Origin of the sequence: Hymenobacter monticola, assembly GCF_022811645.1 — a bacterium.
Classification (GTDB): Bacteria; Bacteroidota; Bacteroidia; order Cytophagales; family Hymenobacteraceae; genus Hymenobacter; species Hymenobacter monticola.
The window spans coordinates 2,896,123-2,910,012 of the sequence record NZ_CP094534.1 but is presented as its reverse complement, the minus strand read 5'-3'; the positions used below and the strand labels follow the sequence as shown (position 1 = coordinate 2,910,012).

Here is a 13,890-nt window from a genome sequence, read left to right as displayed (position 1 = left end):
CTTCCGCCGCTGATGCGCCTGCTTCTCTCGCTGCTCCTTCTTGTTCCTGTGCTAACGGTTCAAGCCCAGAAATTCAGCCCAGCCGAATTGGCGCGCTGGCAGCAACAAGCAAAGCAAATAAGCATCACGCGCGACACTTACGGCGTGCCCCACATCTACGGCAAGACCGATGCCGACGCGGTTTTTGGGCTGCTCTACTCGCAGTGCGAGGACGATTTCAACCGCGTCGAAACCAACTACCTCGACGCCATTGGCCGGCTGGCCGAGGTGGAAGGCGAAGCCCAGCTCTACCACGACCTGCGCGCCCGCCTTTTTCTGGACAGCACCCAGGCCATCAGCATCTACAAAAAGAGCCCGGCCGACATGAAGCTGTTGCTTGATGCCTTCGCGGCCGGCACCAACTACTACCTGGCCACCCACCCCACCGTGCAGCCGCGCTTGCTGCGACGCTTCCAGCCCTGGATGCCGCTGATGTTTAGCGAAGGCAGCATTGGCGGCAACATCAGCGTGGTGAGTTTGGAGCGGCTCAAAGCATTTTATAGCGCCAAAAAATCAACTTCCTGGATTGACACCGATTTCGGGCGTACCGACCGCGAGCCGGTGGGCTCCAACGGCTTCGCCATTGCCCCGGGCAAAAGCGCCAATGGCCACGCGCTGCTGTTGATTAACCCGCACACCTCCTTCTATTTCCGTTCTGAAGTGCAGATGGTGAGCCAGCAGGGCCTAAACGCCTACGGCGCCGTGACCTGGGGACAGTTCTTCATTTACCAGGGCTTCAATGAACACTGCGGCTGGATGCACACTTCCAGCCAAGCCGACTCGATGGACGAATATATAGAAACCATTGAGGAAAAGGACGGCAAGCTTTTTTATAAATACGACGACAAGCTGCGCGCCGTGACCACGCAGAAAGTGTCGTTGCCCTACAAGTCGGGCGATAAAATGCTGCGCAAAACATTCACCATCTACCGCACGCACCACGGCCCCATCGTGGGCCAGAAAACGGACGGGCAGTGGGTGGCGGTGCGCATGATGAACGCGCCGCTGGCCGCGTTGCAGCAGTCGTACCTGCGCACCAAAGCCACCGACTACGCCAGCTTCCAGCAGGTGATGAAACTGAACGGCAACGCCTCGAACAACACCGTTTTTGCCGATACTAAGGGCAGCATTGCCTACTGGCACGGCAATTTTATGCCCCGCCGCAACCTCAAATTCGACTGGAGCCAGCTCGTGGACGGCAGCACCTCGGCCACCGAGTGGCAGGGCTTCCACCCGGTGAGCGAGCTGGTGCAGGTGCATAACCCCGCCAGCGGCTTCATTCAGAACTGCAACTCCACTCCCTACACCGTGAGCGGCCCCAGTAGCCCCGACCCGGCCAAATTTCCCAAATACGAAGCGCCCGACGCCGAGAACTACCGCGGCCTGAACGCCGTGCGCGTACTCAGCCGCAAACCCGTATTCAACCTCGACACGCTGATTGCCGCGGCCGACGACCCGCACCTCACCGCCTTCGATGAACTGTTGCCGCCGCTGCTGGCCGCCTACCAGCCCAACTCGGCCGAAAAAGCCGCCGCCCCCGCCGTGACCGAAGCCATTGAGGTGCTACGCGCCTGGAACCACAACTACGCCCAAACTTCCATTGCCCAAACTGTGGCCATCTACTGGGCCGAGCGGCTGCTGGCCAAGGCCCGGGCCCGCGTGCCTGCCGCCCAGCCGCAACTCGACTACATCAGCTTCGTGCGCTTTGCGCTGGCCAATACCTCGCCCACCGAAAAAATGGCTACCCTGGCCGAAACGCTCGATGACCTGACCCGCGACTTCGGTACCTGGAAAAAGCCCTGGGGCGAGGTGAACCGCTACCAGCGCCTCACCGGCCGCATCGAGGAACGGTACGACGACCAGCAGCCCAGCCTGCCGGTGGCCTTCACGTCATCGGCCTGGGGCTCATTGGCCGCCTTTGGGGCGCGGGCCTACCCAGGCACCAAGAAGCGCTACGGCAACGTGGGCAATAGCTTCGTGGCGGTGGTGGAGTTCGGCCCGCGCATCGTGGCGCGCTCCGTCGTCACGGGCGGGCAAAGCAGCCGCCCGGGCACGCCGCATTTCACCGACCAAGCCGATTTTTACTGCAACGGCCGCTTCAAAGAAGTACGCTTTTATCCGGAAGACGTGAAAGCGCACGCCGAAAAGACGTATCAGCCGGGGCAATAACTCACTCCGCACGTATAGTACGTCATGCCGAGCGCAGCCGAGGCATCTCGCGTGTGGTAGTAATCAATGCCAACACAACGAAGCGAGCGAGATGCCTCGGCTGCGCTCGGCATGACGGTTTAGTAAGGATGACGTTCCAATTTAAGTAAGCACAACCCCCGTATGGACATCAAATATCTTTCCGACGACAAAGGCAAAATCACTGGCGTTTTCATTCCGATTGAGGAATGGGAACGGCTGCAAAAGCAGTACAACATCACCGAGCAGGCCCCGGCCGACTCGGGCGCCAAGCTGCAGCAGTCGCTGGCCGAGGCGCTGAAAAAGGCGAAGCCGGAATAGGTATTAGCTACTCCGGCTTCGCTTTTTCTTTTCCTTCTAACTGCAGCCTACTTAGTCGGCAGCGTCAGCAGCCCGGCCATGCCTTTCACGTTGAGGCGGGCAAATTTGCGCACCCGGTCGAAGCGGGCGGTGGTTTCGGCCAGTTCCTCATCCGGCAGCAGGGCGTTTGGCACTTCGGTGTGCAGGCGCTCGAAAGCAGCGCCGGCAATGTCCATGTAGCCCAGCAGCAACAGGTAAAGCTGTTTCTTATCGGCCTCGGCGTAGCCCTTGGTACGGATGGCCTTGTTTAGCGTATCGAGCTGGTTGGTTTCGTCAGTGAACAAGTCGCGCAATGCGTTGCGCGCAGCCTGATAATCAGCCAATTGCTCGGCGCTGGCCGTCGATACGGCGAATGGAAACGCCTCGGCGAAGGCCGTGGCCCGGGCGAAGGCCGTTTCGGCCTCATACACGCTGGCCAAGTGCTTTTGCAGGCTGGTCCAGAGGCCGGTGCGGGCCTTATCGAAGGCCGAAGCGGCGCTGGCGTCGGAGGGAGTCATGGGCGGAGCGCGAGGCGCAGTAAGTGGTGATGTTAGCGCCCAAAATCGTCTTGCACGCGCACGATGTCGTCTTCGTCAGAAGGGTTGTTGGCGTCGGTATGCTGCCAGATTTCGGCCAGCACGCCCCAGTCTTTCAGGCCCACGAGGCGGTGGCGCTCGCCTTGCTTGAGCACGATGCGCTCGCCCACCTGGTAGCTTTTTACTTCGCCCTGCTCATCGGTGTCGCTGGTGGCCACGCCCACGGGGCCCTGCACCACCTGCCAGATTTCGGCGCGGCGGTGGTGGTACTGCCAGCTCAGGCGCTGGTGCGGCGCCACTAGGAGCACCTTGGGGCTGAGCTTGCCCGAAATGCGCAGGTTATCAACCGACAAGCCGTTGAAGTACGTGTCGGCAAACTGCTGGGCCTGGTCTTCGTCAATCACGAAAAAGCCGCCCCAGGGGCGCGTCGGGTCTTCTTTGGCAATGGTGAAGCCTTGCTGCTTGAGGGTAGCGGCCACTCGCTGGAACAGCGCGCGCTTTTGAGAATCGGTTTCGGACATAAATTTTAGGGTTTCTTAAGCGGGCAAAAATACGCAATGCGGGCACTTCGCATCTTTTAAGCCGGACCGGGCCATTCAGCCAGCTCAAACCGCACCTCGCCGCTCTTGGTGCGGCCAGTTTCCTGCCAACCCGCGTGGCGGTAGAAGCCCTCGGCCCGCGTACCCGGCGCGGTGCTCAGCCACACGGGTTCGGTGGTTTGACTGAAGTACCAACGCAGCATGGTGTCGTGCAGGGCGCGGCCAATGCCGCGGTGGTCGTAGCCAGGGTGCACGAACAAGGCCCAGATGCTGTGGCCCTGCAAATCGGCGATAGCGAAGCCAACCGCCTGCCCCTCGACTTCCGCCAGCCAGCCCCGGCCGCGGCGGGTGAGGTAGTCCACGTAGTCGGCATAAGTTACCAGCGCGGGGTTGTTGAGCGGGTTTTCCCGCACCGCCAGCCGAATTTCTGACAGGCGCGGAATGTCGTCGATATGGGCTTGTCGGATGCGCATGGAAGGGAAAATAAGTTGGGGCTAAAACAGGGCACTGATTTAGCCCATCATTGCCCAGACGCTGGCCGTGGCTAGCCGAAATCATAGGGATAGCCGATGGCCTGCAGGTCCTCGGCCAGCTGCTGCCAGTCTTCCACCTTGTCCACAATGCACAATGCTAACTCCTTGGTCAGGGTGGCGCCCTGGTACACCTGTGCCACGGCCGCCACGTCCATCGGCGAGCGGTCGGTTTCGTCGCCGTAGTATTCGTCGGCCCACTCGGCGTAGGTTTCGGGGTTGCCATCGAAGATGGACAGCAGCTCTTCCGAACCGTCTTCCTCGTCTTCCAGCACGCCGGTTTGCCAGCCGTGGGCGGGCGTATACCACAGGCAAAACGTGCTGCCAATGGAATTGACGGGCTCGCCGAAAATAAAATCGTCGAAATACGTGGGGAGGCCGCGGGTAATCCGGGCTTTGTCGGGCTGGTCGTATTCGTGCAGGAAGCCGTTTATCACGCAGCCTTCGGCGCGGAATAGTATCAGCATCTCGTCGCCTTCGCCGTCGCGCATGGTCAGCACTTCTTCGCCCTCCGCCCAATCGGCATTGTAGGAATAGTAGCGGTACTCCCAGTCCGGCGAATTGATGGCATCGAGCGCGGCCAGGGCCTTGCAAAGGGTTTTCAGAGTCGCCGCATCGGGCAGGACGCTATAGTCTTGTGTGGAAATCATACGAAACGAGGAAAGAAACCCTTAGTACGTCTTCGGCGCATCGGCCGGCACCACCACCACAAAATCGGCAATATTCACTTGCTCCTTCTCCAGCGTCTGCAGCTGCTCCTGCGTCACCACGCTCAGGGTGCGCACGCGCAGCTTGGGCGCGTACTGGCGCAGGTAGGCCACAATGCCGTCGTGGTGGTCGGAGTGGTAGCTGCCGTTGAAATGCAGCAGCGTTTGACCGGGCTGGCGGCTGGCCTGGATGAAGTGGGCCATGGTGGCATCCTTCAGCGCCTGGGCTTGGATGATGTTCTGGGCCCCGCCGCCGTGGGCGCTACCGCCAAACATGGCGGCCATGTTTTTGTAGCCGGGCAGCTCATAATCGACTTTCAGCGGCAGCGGGGCCAGCAGGGTGCGGTCCACAGCGGGCAGCTTGTCGAGGGCCGTGAGGCTACGCTGGGCCACCACTTTGGCGAAGGGGCGCGGGGCATTGGTGCCGATGACGGGCAGGTGGTTTTCGCGGGCCAGCTGCAGCAGCGGACGGTAGTCGGTGCCGTAGTTGGGCCAGGGGCGGGCCTGGCGCTCAAAAGCTGTATCGGCCAGCGTGCCGGCGGCGTACTGGGTCACCAGGGGCTGCACATCGCGCTCAAACATCTCCATGCCTAACACCAGTTGGCCGGGCTTCTTCAGCTTCAGCAGGTCCCTGGCTACTTGCAGCTCCAGCCAGTGCGCGAGGGCGTCGTTGTGCTGCTCGCCGAAAAGCACTACGTCGGCCTGAGCCAATTCCTGCAGCATCTGGTCGTAGTCGGCCGGCTGTCCGGTGGCGGTGAAGAGGCGGTAGGCAGGCCGGTCGCCACGCGTGAAGCTGGCGAGGCTAATAAGCAACAGAAAGAAGCTGAGGAGACGGAGGAAGCGCATGGAAACTGGCGATGGTAACAAAGACAAAGAACGTCATGCCGAGCGGAGCCGAGGCACCTCGCGTGCAGGAGTAAACCCTCATGTCAGGATTACTACCACACGCGAGATGCATCGGCTCCGCTCGGCATGACGTTCTTATTTTTCTACTGCTTCCTAGCCCTTATAGAACATCCACTTGCCCAGCTCCTTATACGTCACCTTTTTGCCATACATCAGGATGCCCACGCGGTAGATGCGGGCCGCCACCCACACCGTGCCGATGAAGCCCAGGATGAGCAGGAAGATGGACAGCGCCAGCTGCCACATCGGCACCCCGAATGGCAGGCGAATGACCATGGCAATGGGCGAGGTGAGCGGGAACATCGACATCCAGAAAGCCACCGGTCCGTCGGGGTTGCGCAGAATGACCGACACGCCCACGATGTAGCTCAGAATGAGCGGCATCGTGATGGGAAACATGAACTGCTGGGTATCGGTCTGGTCGTCCACGGCCGCACCCACGGCCCCAAACAGCGCCCCGTACAGGAGGTAGCCGCCCAGGAAATAGGCGATGAAACCGAACAGGATGGCACCCAGCGGCAGTGCTGCCAGCATCTCGAAAGCCTTGATACGCCCGGTCATCACGGGTTGCTGCTTCTGCGACTCCAGGCTTTTGTCGAACCGTTCGCCAGCGCTTTGGGGCTCGTCGTTGTCGGCCGCGGCGCCGGGAGCTGCGATGCCCACCGCCACTTCGTTTTTGGGCTTGTCCTTGCCCGTCAGCAGCGGCATCACCACCGAGCTCACGCCGAACGAGAGCACGCCCCACAGCAGAAACTGCGTAAGGCCCACCGCCGCGATGCCCATAATCTTGCCCATCATCAAATCATAGGGCTTCACCGACGACAGCATCACTTCCATGATGCGGCTCGATTTCTCCTCCCCCACCCCACGCATAATCTGCACCCCGTAGATGAAAATGAACATGTAGATAGCCAGCGCCAGCGCATAGGCCATGCCCGAGGTAGCCAGCGCGTTGCTGTTGGCCTCCTTACCGGTTTCGTCGAGGCTCACGGCCTGCATACTCACCTTCGAGCGTAGGCGGTCAAGCTGGTCCTGCGTGAGGCCGGATTTCTGCATTTTCAGGTCCGAAAACGCCTTGTCGAGGGCGCTTTTCACGGCATTCTCCTTTTTGAGGCTGATGTTGCCCTTGCCGAAAAACTGCACGCCTTCAGGTTTTTCTACATCGAGGCCAGCGGGCAGCACCAGCAGGCCGTCGTGCTTCGCTTTTAGGAAGCCCTTTTTGGCTTCCGCCAGCGTGCCGGTGGCGGGCACGAAGCGCAGCTGCGGCGTGCTCACGAGGCGAGCGGCCACGCCGAGGCCGGAGTCATCGCGCACCTCCACCACATCGGTGGTGTCGTTGTCGGAGCTTGCCACTTTGATAATGATGAAGCCGAACGCCGCCAGCAGCAGCGGCACGGCCAGCGTGAGGACGATGAATGCTTTTTTGCGCACCCGCGTCAGGTATTCGCGCTGGGCAACGAGTAAAAATTTAGAAGCCATGTTGGTTGCTGTTCAATAATGCAGAAAAAGGAATTTCATGCCGCGCGTAGCGAAGCATGAACGGTGGCTGCCCACCGCTGGCTAGGCGGTTTCCTCCACCAGGGTTTCGGGCATGGTTTCGCGCACGCGCCGGATGAAAATCTCGTTGATGCTCGGAATTTTCTCACGGAAGGCTTCCACCTCCACCGCCCCGATGAGGTAGCGCAGCAGGTCGTTAGGCCGCACGCCATCGTGTAGCTGCACCCGGGCGTAGAAATGGCCATTTTCGCGCTCCTTTTGTTCCAGCACCTCAAAATCGGGGTGCACCAGCAGTAGCTTACCCTTGCCTTCCACCTCGTAGGTATTGGTTTTAAACTGGTCCCGAATCAGCCCCACCGGCCCGTCCAGCACCTTGCGCGAACGGTTGATGAGGGCGATGTTGTCGCACATCTCCTCCACCGATTCCATACGGTGCGTCGAGAAAATGATGGTGGCGCCCTGCCGGCGCAGCTCCAGAATCTCGTCTTTGATGAGGTTGGCGTTAATCGGGTCGAAGCCCGAGAACGGCTCGTCCAGGATAATCAGCTTGGGGTCGTGCAGCACCGTGGCAATGAACTGCACCTTCTGCTGCATGCCCTTGCTGAGGTCTTCCACGTTTTTGCCGGCCCACTCTTTTATCTCGAAGCGGTTCAGCCAGTTCTTGATGCGCGCCGTGGCGTCGCTGCGGCTCAGGCCGCGCAACTGGGCCAGGTAGAGCAGTTGCTCGCCCACTTTCATCTTTTTATAGAGCCCCCGCTCTTCAGGCAGATAGCCTATTTCGGCCGTGTGGGCGGGGTTCAGCCGCTCGCCGCGGAAGCGGATTTCGCCCTCGTCGGCGCCCGTAATCTGGGTGATGATGCGGATGAGCGAGGTTTTGCCCGCGCCGTTGGGGCCCAGCAGGCCGAAGATGCTGCCCTCGGGAATGGCGAGGCTCACGCCCGAAAGGGCCACGTGGTTGGCATACGCCTTGCGCACGTCGATGGCTTCCAGAATTGGTTTCACAGAAAGAAGGGTTGATTGGCAGGTTAAATGTAGGAGATTGTCGCGCAGTAAAAGTATGGGCTGCTTGCAGCAGTCGCCAGCAATCTGGCGTGGAGCGGCGGCAAAGCCCACCCCAAACGGCAAATAAGGCGGATGAATGGAGAGTGCCCTTAGCCAGCAGGGACCTGTTCGGGCTCGTCGAGCTCGCGCAGACTGGTTTCGAGGCGGTCGAGGTGCTGGCCGTAGAGGCGCTGCAGGTACCAGCGCGTCAGGCGCGCCACGCCCACCTGCACCAGAGCGCCCATGGCGGCGTAGGCGGCTGCCAGCAGCAGGATATACTTCCAGTGAAAAGGCCCCGGGTGCGCCAGCTCCTTGCCCACCTGAAAGCCCAACAGCAGCAGCAGCATCAGGGGGGCGGTGGCCAGCGTAAGACGGTAGTAGAAGCGCAGCCGCTGCCGCAACCCTGCGCACAATGCCCCCAGGTGCGCCCGTACCTGTATTTCGGGCTGCTCCATGCGCCGCAGCAGCTGCAATTGCTGGTAGTAGTTCACCAGCAGAATGCCCGAAAGCAAAAGCAGCGAGGCCATTAGTAGCAGTTGCAGCGCCTTCGCCCCGCTGTGCCAGGCGTAAAGGGGAGCGGCTATTATGATGAGCAGCGTCAAGCCGGCTTCGTACCAGGTATTGCGGCGCATCTTCTCAATCAGGTTATGGGAAGTGGCTGCGAGCATCCCGCCGATTTCGGCGGCGCTTACAGGTAGCGGAGCGGTTTCGGGCCGCTGCCACTGGCGGCGGAGGTCATCGAGTTCCATCATCGGGCGGTGGGGACTAAAAGGGCGCGGAGTTTTTCCTGCACGCGGTGCATTTTCACGCGCACATTGTTTTGGGTAATACCCAGAATATCGGCCATTTCCTCATAGGGCCGGTCTTCGAGGTAAAGCAGAATAAAGGCCTTATCGACCTCCGACAGCCGGGCAATGGCCCGGTAGAGCTGGGCGCGGTCGTCGGCGTCGAAACCCGTTTCCGGGGCCTGGGCCACGGCCAGCGCCTCGGCATCGAGTTCCACCGGGGCGGGACGGCGGGTGCGCTGGCGCAGGTTCGAGATGGCCACGTTCAGGGCAATGCGGTAGAGCCAGGTGCTGAGCTTGGCGTTGGCCTGCGGCACGTAGCGCGGCCACGCCCGCCACAGCTGGAGCACCATCTCCTGAAACAGGTCCTGCCGGTCGTCGGAATCCTGGCAGTAGAGGCGGGCCACGCGCCGCAGCAGCGGTTGGTACTCGTGGAGCGTGGCAACAAAATCAGCAGAAGGGGCAGCGGAGGCCATGCGGCGGGTAAGGGTTTCGGAGATTGAATCGGCCGCAACGGCGGGGCATTACAGCCTATTCAGGAAAAAACGCACGAAAAATACCGGCCACCCGCCGTAATGCCCGCCCATTCGGCGCGATTCAACCAGTGCTTCTGCAATCAAGTAACTTTCTCCTTCATGAAACTCACCTCTCCCACCACGCTCGTTTTTGTTTTTTCCTTCGCCGGCATTGCCGCCCTGCTTTCCGGCAACTGGGTAGCAGCCGCGGCGTTTGCCACTGCCGCAGCCGGTTTTGCCCTCGCCGGTCAGGCCAGCGCCGCCGACCTCGCCCTGGTCAGCCACCCCGGCGCCTCGTCGCTCCCCGCTTGGCGGCGCGACAGCTCGTGGCTGCTGGTGTGCACCGCCATCACCCTGTTTGGCGTCGAGATTGGCCAGGCCTTGCATCAGGCCGTCAATCACCTGAGCCACTAAAGGCAGGCTAGAACGGTGTAGGGAGGGGGCTTGCCCCCGCCCGGCTGTTTGCGCCGCTGCAACAATACCGTTCAACGATGGGCGGGGGCAAGCCCCGCCCCTACATCGCTCTATTTCAGACACAAAAAAGCCCGTGCTGACTGTCAGCACGGGCTTTTTTGTATTTAAACGGTCAGGCTTGCGGCCTACTGGAAATACTCCTTCACCTTCTCGAAGAAGCCTTTCTCGTTCTTGCCGGGGTGCGGCGTGAAATTGTCCGAATCGCGCAGCTTCTCCAGCAACTCGCGCTCCTGGCTGCTCACGTTCTTAGGCGTCCATACGTTCAGGTGAATGAGCTGGTCGCCGCGGCCGTAGCCGTTGATGTCCTTGATGCCTTTGCCGCGCAGGCGCAGGATTTTGCCCGGTTGGGTGCCGGGGTCCACCTTGATTTTCACCTTGCCCTCGATGGTGGGTACTTCCAGGTTGGCGCCCAAGGCAGCATCCACGAACGAGATGTACTGTTCGAACATGATGTTGTTGCCGTCGCGCTTCAGGAACTCGTGCGGCTCTTCCTCAATCTGGATGAGCAGGTCGCCGGGCACACCGCCGCGCTCGGGGAAGTTGCCTTTGCCGTTCATGCTCAGTTGCATGTCGTTGGCCACGCCGGCGGGGATGTTGATGGGAATCACTTCCTCGTGCAACTGGCGGCCTTCGCCTTTGCACACGTCACAGGTGCTCACAATGGTTTTGCCCTCGCCGTGGCAGGTGGGGCAGGTGCTGCTGCTCACCATCTGGCCCAGCATGGTGTTCACCACGCGCTTGGTTTGGCCCTGGCCCTGGCAGGTGGGGCAGGTTTTGAGGTCGGTGCCGTTTTTGGCGCCGGTGCCGCTGCACGGCTGGCAGGCCACGTAGCGCTTCACCTTAATTTTCTTCTCGACGCCGTTGGCGATTTCCTCCAAATCAAGCTTCAACTTGATGCGCAGGTTCGAGCCCTTCTTCTGGCGCCGGCCGCCGCCCTGGCGCCCGCCCCCGAAGAAGCCTTCGAAGCCGCCGCCGCCACCGAAGATGTCGCCGAATTGCGAGAAGATGTCCTCCATGTTCTGCGGGCCGCCGCCGCCACCGCCGCCCATGCCCTGGTGGCCGTACCGGTCGTAGCGCGCACGCTTGTCGGCGTTGCTGAGCACCTCGTACGCCTCGGCCGCCTCCTTAAACTTGTCCTCGGCGGTGGGGTCGTCGGGGTTTTTATCGGGGTGGTACTTGATGGCCATCTTGCGGTAGGCCGACTTGATAACGTCGCCCTCCGCATTTTTGGCAACTCCTAATACCTCGTAATAATCGCGCTTCGTAGCCATTTTTTCTTCTAGTATTCGGTAATTGGTAGTCGGTAGTCAGACAGTTCTTCATCGCCTACAACAGACGTTCATCTGACTACCGACTACTTAATACCGTCTATCTGTAATCAACAAAATTACTGCCCCAGCACCACTTTGGCGTGGCGAATTACTTTGTCACCTAAATAATAACCCTGCTCAACCACGTCCACGATTTTCCCTTTCAGGTCGTCGCTGGGCGCGGGAATCTGGGTGATGGCCTCGTGCAGCTCGGCATCGAAGTCGCCGCCCTTGGCTTCCATTTGGGTCAAACCCTTTTGTTGCAGGGTTTTGTTCAGCTTGTTCTGAATAATGTCGATGCTTTCGCGCACGGCGTTGGCGTCGGTGGTGCTGGCCGTGGCGGCGCGGGCGCGCTCGAAGTCATCGAGCACCGGCAGCAGGGCCGTCATCAGCTCTTGGTTGGCGGTTTTGAACAGCTCGATGCGCTCCTTGGTGGTGCGGCGCTTGTAGTTCTCAAACTCAGCGGCCAGGCGCAGGTATTTGTCTTTGAGGTCGGACAGTTCGGCGTCGGTGCGCGAGGCTTCGGGCTGCGGGGCACCGGTGGCCGTCATGTTCGGGTCGGTGGTTTCGCCGTCGGCATCGGCCATTTCGCCAGCTACGTGGTTGGGGTCGGCGGTCAGGTTGTCGTCCTGCGGCAGGTTATTCTCGTTAGCCATTTGCGGAAATATTCGTCGGAAGGGGTTTTTCACGGGGTTAGCCGGTTAGTCACGTGGCGGGCGCAAGGAGTGGGCCAAAGGGGCGCGGGCTGCCATAGTGGCACAGCTTGCAGTACATTTACTCAAAGCCTATTGCCATGAGAATATTGACTAAAGAGCAGCAAAAGCTGGTTCTCGAATTTATTGAAGGCAACATCCTTTCCGATGAGTTGGAGGTAGCCTTGGGCCCTATTCCGCTTGACACTCCGAGCTTGCTCATTGCGCTTTTTGAGAGTGCTGTTGCTTCTGAAAAAGCAGAAGAAGCTGATGAAGCTATAGGAATTGCAAATGGCTTCAAAAGCGATAAAGATTTTGGCAAACGGGCGGTTCCTTGGCTTTTGGCTTTATTGGCAATGCCTGGCCATTATTATCACGAGGACATAATTGGCATATTGCAACGAATTAAAGACGCTCGCGCAGTTGATGCTGTTTACGAAGCTGCATTGGAATACCACTCATATTTGGAGTATGATGAGTACTCTGGTTTGGCAAGGAAATGCACATGGGCATTGGCTGATATTGGAAACGAAGAAGCATATGCGAAACTGAAGCTTCTTGCAGCTAATTCCAATCTTTATGTTGCTGGCTATGCACAGAAAAGGCTTGATTCATGGGTGAAAGAGCAAGGCCGTAAGGCGTTTCATTTTCTCCCTTGAATCTACTAATACGCTAGGACGGCCATTCTTCATTGCCCTCCTCTTCGCCGAATCCCGCACGTTTGACGGGGGCAGCGTCGCGGCGGGTTTCTTCCAGCGCTTTCCAAATCATGTCCTTCAGCGGCACGATGTTCTTATTCGTGAGGCTGGAAATGAAGATGGACGGCACCTCTTCCGGGAGCGTGGCGCGGATTTCCGCCTCTAGCTCGTCGTCAATCATGTCGGACTTGGTGATGGCCAGCAGGCGCTGCTTGTCCAGCAGGTCGGGGTTGAACTGCTCCAGCTCGTTCACCAAAATCTGGTATTCGGCCGCGATGTCGGGACTGTCGCAGCTTATCATGAAGAGTAGCATGGAGTTGCGCTCAATGTGGCGCAGGAAGCGGGTGCCCAGGCCCTTGCCCTCGGCCGCGCCCTCGATGATGCCGGGAATGTCGGCCATCACGAATGACTTGTAGTCGCGGTAGGCCACCACGCCCAGGTTGGGCACGAGGGTGGTGAAGGCGTAGTCGGCAATTTTGGGCTTGGCCGCGCTCACCACCGAAAGGAGCGTACTCTTGCCCGCGTTGGGGAAGCCCACGAGGCCCACGTCGGCCAGCAGCTTCAGCTCCAGGATGACAACGGCCTCCACGGCGGGCTCGCCGGGCTGGGCGTACTCAGGAGCCTGGTTGATGGAGTTCTTGAAATGGTCGTTGCCCCAGCCACCGCGCCCGCCCGGCACCAGAATGGCCCGCTGGCCGTGCTCCGTGATTTCGAGCATCTTCTCCTGGGTTTCGGCATTGCGCGCAATGGTGCCCAGTGGCACTTGCAGCACAATGTCGTCGCCCTGGGCTCCGGAGCGCAGGTTCTCGCCCCCACCCTCGCCGTCTTTGGCAAACACGTGCTTCTGGTATTGCAGGTGCAGCAGCGTCCAAAGTTGCGAGTTTCCTTCGAGGATGATGTGGCCGCCGCGGCCGCCGTCGCCGCCATCGGGGCCGCCGTTGGGCAGGCCCTTGGCCCGGAAGTAGTGGCGCGAGCCCGCGCCTCCTTTGCCCGAGCGGCAGATGAGTTTGACGTAGTCGATGAAGTTATTAGAAGCCACGGGGGATTGAGATTTTGAGTGTTAAATTTTGAGTGTTGAATGATTAGAGAGTCATC

16 protein-coding genes are annotated in these 13,890 nt (G+C 60.0%); 4 read left to right on the top strand and 12 right to left on the bottom strand.

The genetic code is table 11. The features are described 5' to 3' along the window. The first annotated feature begins 12 nt into the window (after positions 1-12). Both MTP16_RS12170 and MTP16_RS12165 read left to right on the top strand, forming a co-directional pair. Entirely contained in the window at positions 13-2,208 is a 2,196-nt protein-coding gene (locus tag MTP16_RS12170; protein ID WP_243508840.1) for a penicillin acylase family protein, read from the top strand. A 162-nt stretch (positions 2,209-2,370) separates the two neighbouring features. Next, positions 2,371-2,547: a hypothetical protein gene (locus MTP16_RS12165; RefSeq protein WP_243508838.1), complete on the top strand. Its 177-nt coding sequence runs from the start codon at positions 2,371-2,373 to the stop codon at positions 2,545-2,547. A 47-nt stretch (positions 2,548-2,594) separates the two neighbouring features. Here the strand turns inward: MTP16_RS12165 and MTP16_RS12160 are convergent, their stop codons facing one another. The 9 genes from MTP16_RS12160 to MTP16_RS12120 all read right to left on the bottom strand — a co-directional run bounded on the left by MTP16_RS12160 (position 2,595) and on the right by MTP16_RS12120 (position 9,582). Then, a complete protein-coding gene (locus MTP16_RS12160) occupies positions 2,595-3,083 on the bottom strand; it encodes a hypothetical protein (RefSeq protein ID WP_243508836.1) in 489 nt (162 codons plus the stop codon). A gap of 32 nt (positions 3,084-3,115) precedes the next feature. Next, on the bottom strand, positions 3,116-3,622 hold the full coding sequence (locus tag MTP16_RS12155) for a cupin domain-containing protein (RefSeq protein ID WP_243508834.1): 507 nt from the start codon (positions 3,620-3,622) through the stop codon (positions 3,116-3,118). A 56-nt stretch (positions 3,623-3,678) separates the two neighbouring features. Then, complete coding sequence (locus MTP16_RS12150) at positions 3,679-4,113, bottom strand: GNAT family N-acetyltransferase (RefSeq protein ID WP_243508831.1); 435 nt, start codon at positions 4,111-4,113, stop codon at positions 3,679-3,681. A 71-nt stretch (positions 4,114-4,184) separates the two neighbouring features. Further along, positions 4,185-4,820 carry a hypothetical protein gene (locus tag MTP16_RS12145; protein WP_243508829.1) on the bottom strand — a complete coding sequence of 212 codons (636 nt, stop codon included), beginning with the start codon at positions 4,818-4,820 and terminating at the stop codon, positions 4,185-4,187. Positions 4,821-4,841: 21 nt separating this feature from the next. After that, positions 4,842-5,723 (bottom strand): ChaN family lipoprotein, encoded by an 882-nt coding sequence (locus MTP16_RS12140; RefSeq protein ID WP_243508826.1) that lies wholly within the window; start codon positions 5,721-5,723, stop codon positions 4,842-4,844. A gap of 153 nt (positions 5,724-5,876) precedes the next feature. Continuing rightward, positions 5,877-7,262 carry an ABC transporter permease gene (locus tag MTP16_RS12135; RefSeq protein WP_243508824.1) on the bottom strand — a complete coding sequence of 462 codons (1,386 nt, stop codon included), beginning with the start codon at positions 7,260-7,262 and terminating at the stop codon, positions 5,877-5,879. An 81-nt stretch (positions 7,263-7,343) separates the two neighbouring features. Beyond that, positions 7,344-8,282, bottom strand: coding sequence for an ABC transporter ATP-binding protein (locus tag MTP16_RS12130; protein ID WP_243508822.1), 939 nt, complete (start codon positions 8,280-8,282; stop codon positions 7,344-7,346). 149 nt (positions 8,283-8,431) lie between these two features. Then, entirely contained in the window at positions 8,432-9,073 is a 642-nt protein-coding gene (locus MTP16_RS12125) for a hypothetical protein (RefSeq protein ID WP_243508820.1), read from the bottom strand. Continuing rightward, the gene (locus tag MTP16_RS12120; RefSeq protein WP_243508818.1) at positions 9,070-9,582 is read right to left on the bottom strand and encodes an RNA polymerase sigma factor; all 513 of its coding nucleotides are present in this window, start codon (positions 9,580-9,582) and stop codon (positions 9,070-9,072) included. Before MTP16_RS12120 ends, MTP16_RS12125 begins: the two co-directional genes overlap by 4 nt. Before the next feature lie 159 nt (positions 9,583-9,741). Between MTP16_RS12120 and MTP16_RS12115 the strand changes: the two genes are divergently transcribed. Further along, positions 9,742-10,035 carry a hypothetical protein gene (locus tag MTP16_RS12115; protein WP_243508816.1) on the top strand — a complete coding sequence of 98 codons (294 nt, stop codon included), beginning with the start codon at positions 9,742-9,744 and terminating at the stop codon, positions 10,033-10,035. Positions 10,036-10,220: 185 nt separating this feature from the next. On the opposite strand, the gene dnaJ is transcribed toward MTP16_RS12115, so the two are convergent. Together dnaJ and MTP16_RS12105 are read right to left on the bottom strand one after the other, a co-directional pair. Continuing rightward, positions 10,221-11,366 carry a molecular chaperone DnaJ gene (dnaJ, locus tag MTP16_RS12110; protein ID WP_243508814.1) on the bottom strand — a complete coding sequence of 382 codons (1,146 nt, stop codon included), beginning with the start codon at positions 11,364-11,366 and terminating at the stop codon, positions 10,221-10,223. A 116-nt stretch (positions 11,367-11,482) separates the two neighbouring features. Then, the gene (locus tag MTP16_RS12105; RefSeq protein WP_243508812.1) at positions 11,483-12,061 is read right to left on the bottom strand and encodes a nucleotide exchange factor GrpE; all 579 of its coding nucleotides are present in this window, start codon (positions 12,059-12,061) and stop codon (positions 11,483-11,485) included. A 137-nt stretch (positions 12,062-12,198) separates the two neighbouring features. Here MTP16_RS12105 and MTP16_RS12100 point away from each other — a divergent pair, with 137 nt between their 5' ends. Further along, positions 12,199-12,756 carry a HEAT repeat domain-containing protein gene (locus MTP16_RS12100; protein ID WP_243508810.1) on the top strand — a complete coding sequence of 186 codons (558 nt, stop codon included), beginning with the start codon at positions 12,199-12,201 and terminating at the stop codon, positions 12,754-12,756. Positions 12,757-12,769: 13 nt separating this feature from the next. Here the strand turns inward: MTP16_RS12100 and obgE are convergent, their stop codons facing one another. After that, positions 12,770-13,834, bottom strand: coding sequence for a GTPase ObgE (gene obgE, locus MTP16_RS12095; RefSeq protein WP_243508808.1), 1,065 nt, complete (start codon positions 13,832-13,834; stop codon positions 12,770-12,772). Between the last annotated feature and the right edge of the window lie 56 nt (positions 13,835-13,890).

Excerpts from the sequence above, each read along its gene's own strand:
- MTP16_RS12165 (WP_243508838.1), top strand. The coding sequence starts at position 2,371 with ATGGACATCAAATATCTTTCCGACGACAAAGGCAAAATCACTGGCGTT.
- MTP16_RS12155 (WP_243508834.1), bottom strand. The coding sequence starts at position 3,622 with ATGTCCGAAACCGATTCTCAAAAGCGCGCGCTGTTCCAGCGAGTGGCC.
- MTP16_RS12115 (WP_243508816.1), top strand. The coding sequence starts at position 9,742 with ATGAAACTCACCTCTCCCACCACGCTCGTTTTTGTTTTTTCCTTCGCC.
- dnaJ (WP_243508814.1), bottom strand. The coding sequence starts at position 11,366 with ATGGCTACGAAGCGCGATTATTACGAGGTATTAGGAGTTGCCAAAAAT.
- MTP16_RS12120 (WP_243508818.1), bottom strand. The coding sequence starts at position 9,582 with ATGGCCTCCGCTGCCCCTTCTGCTGATTTTGTTGCCACGCTCCACGAG.
- MTP16_RS12105 (WP_243508812.1), bottom strand. The coding sequence starts at position 12,061 with ATGGCTAACGAGAATAACCTGCCGCAGGACGACAACCTGACCGCCGAC.
- MTP16_RS12140 (WP_243508826.1), bottom strand. The coding sequence starts at position 5,723 with ATGCGCTTCCTCCGTCTCCTCAGCTTCTTTCTGTTGCTTATTAGCCTC.
- MTP16_RS12150 (WP_243508831.1), bottom strand. The coding sequence starts at position 4,113 with ATGCGCATCCGACAAGCCCATATCGACGACATTCCGCGCCTGTCAGAA.
- MTP16_RS12135 (WP_243508824.1), bottom strand. The coding sequence starts at position 7,262 with ATGGCTTCTAAATTTTTACTCGTTGCCCAGCGCGAATACCTGACGCGG.
- MTP16_RS12100 (WP_243508810.1), top strand. The coding sequence starts at position 12,199 with ATGAGAATATTGACTAAAGAGCAGCAAAAGCTGGTTCTCGAATTTATT.
- MTP16_RS12145 (WP_243508829.1), bottom strand. The coding sequence starts at position 4,820 with ATGATTTCCACACAAGACTATAGCGTCCTGCCCGATGCGGCGACTCTG.
- MTP16_RS12170 (WP_243508840.1), top strand. The coding sequence starts at position 13 with ATGCGCCTGCTTCTCTCGCTGCTCCTTCTTGTTCCTGTGCTAACGGTT.
- MTP16_RS12125 (WP_243508820.1), bottom strand. The coding sequence starts at position 9,073 with ATGATGGAACTCGATGACCTCCGCCGCCAGTGGCAGCGGCCCGAAACC.
- MTP16_RS12160 (WP_243508836.1), bottom strand. The coding sequence starts at position 3,083 with ATGACTCCCTCCGACGCCAGCGCCGCTTCGGCCTTCGATAAGGCCCGC.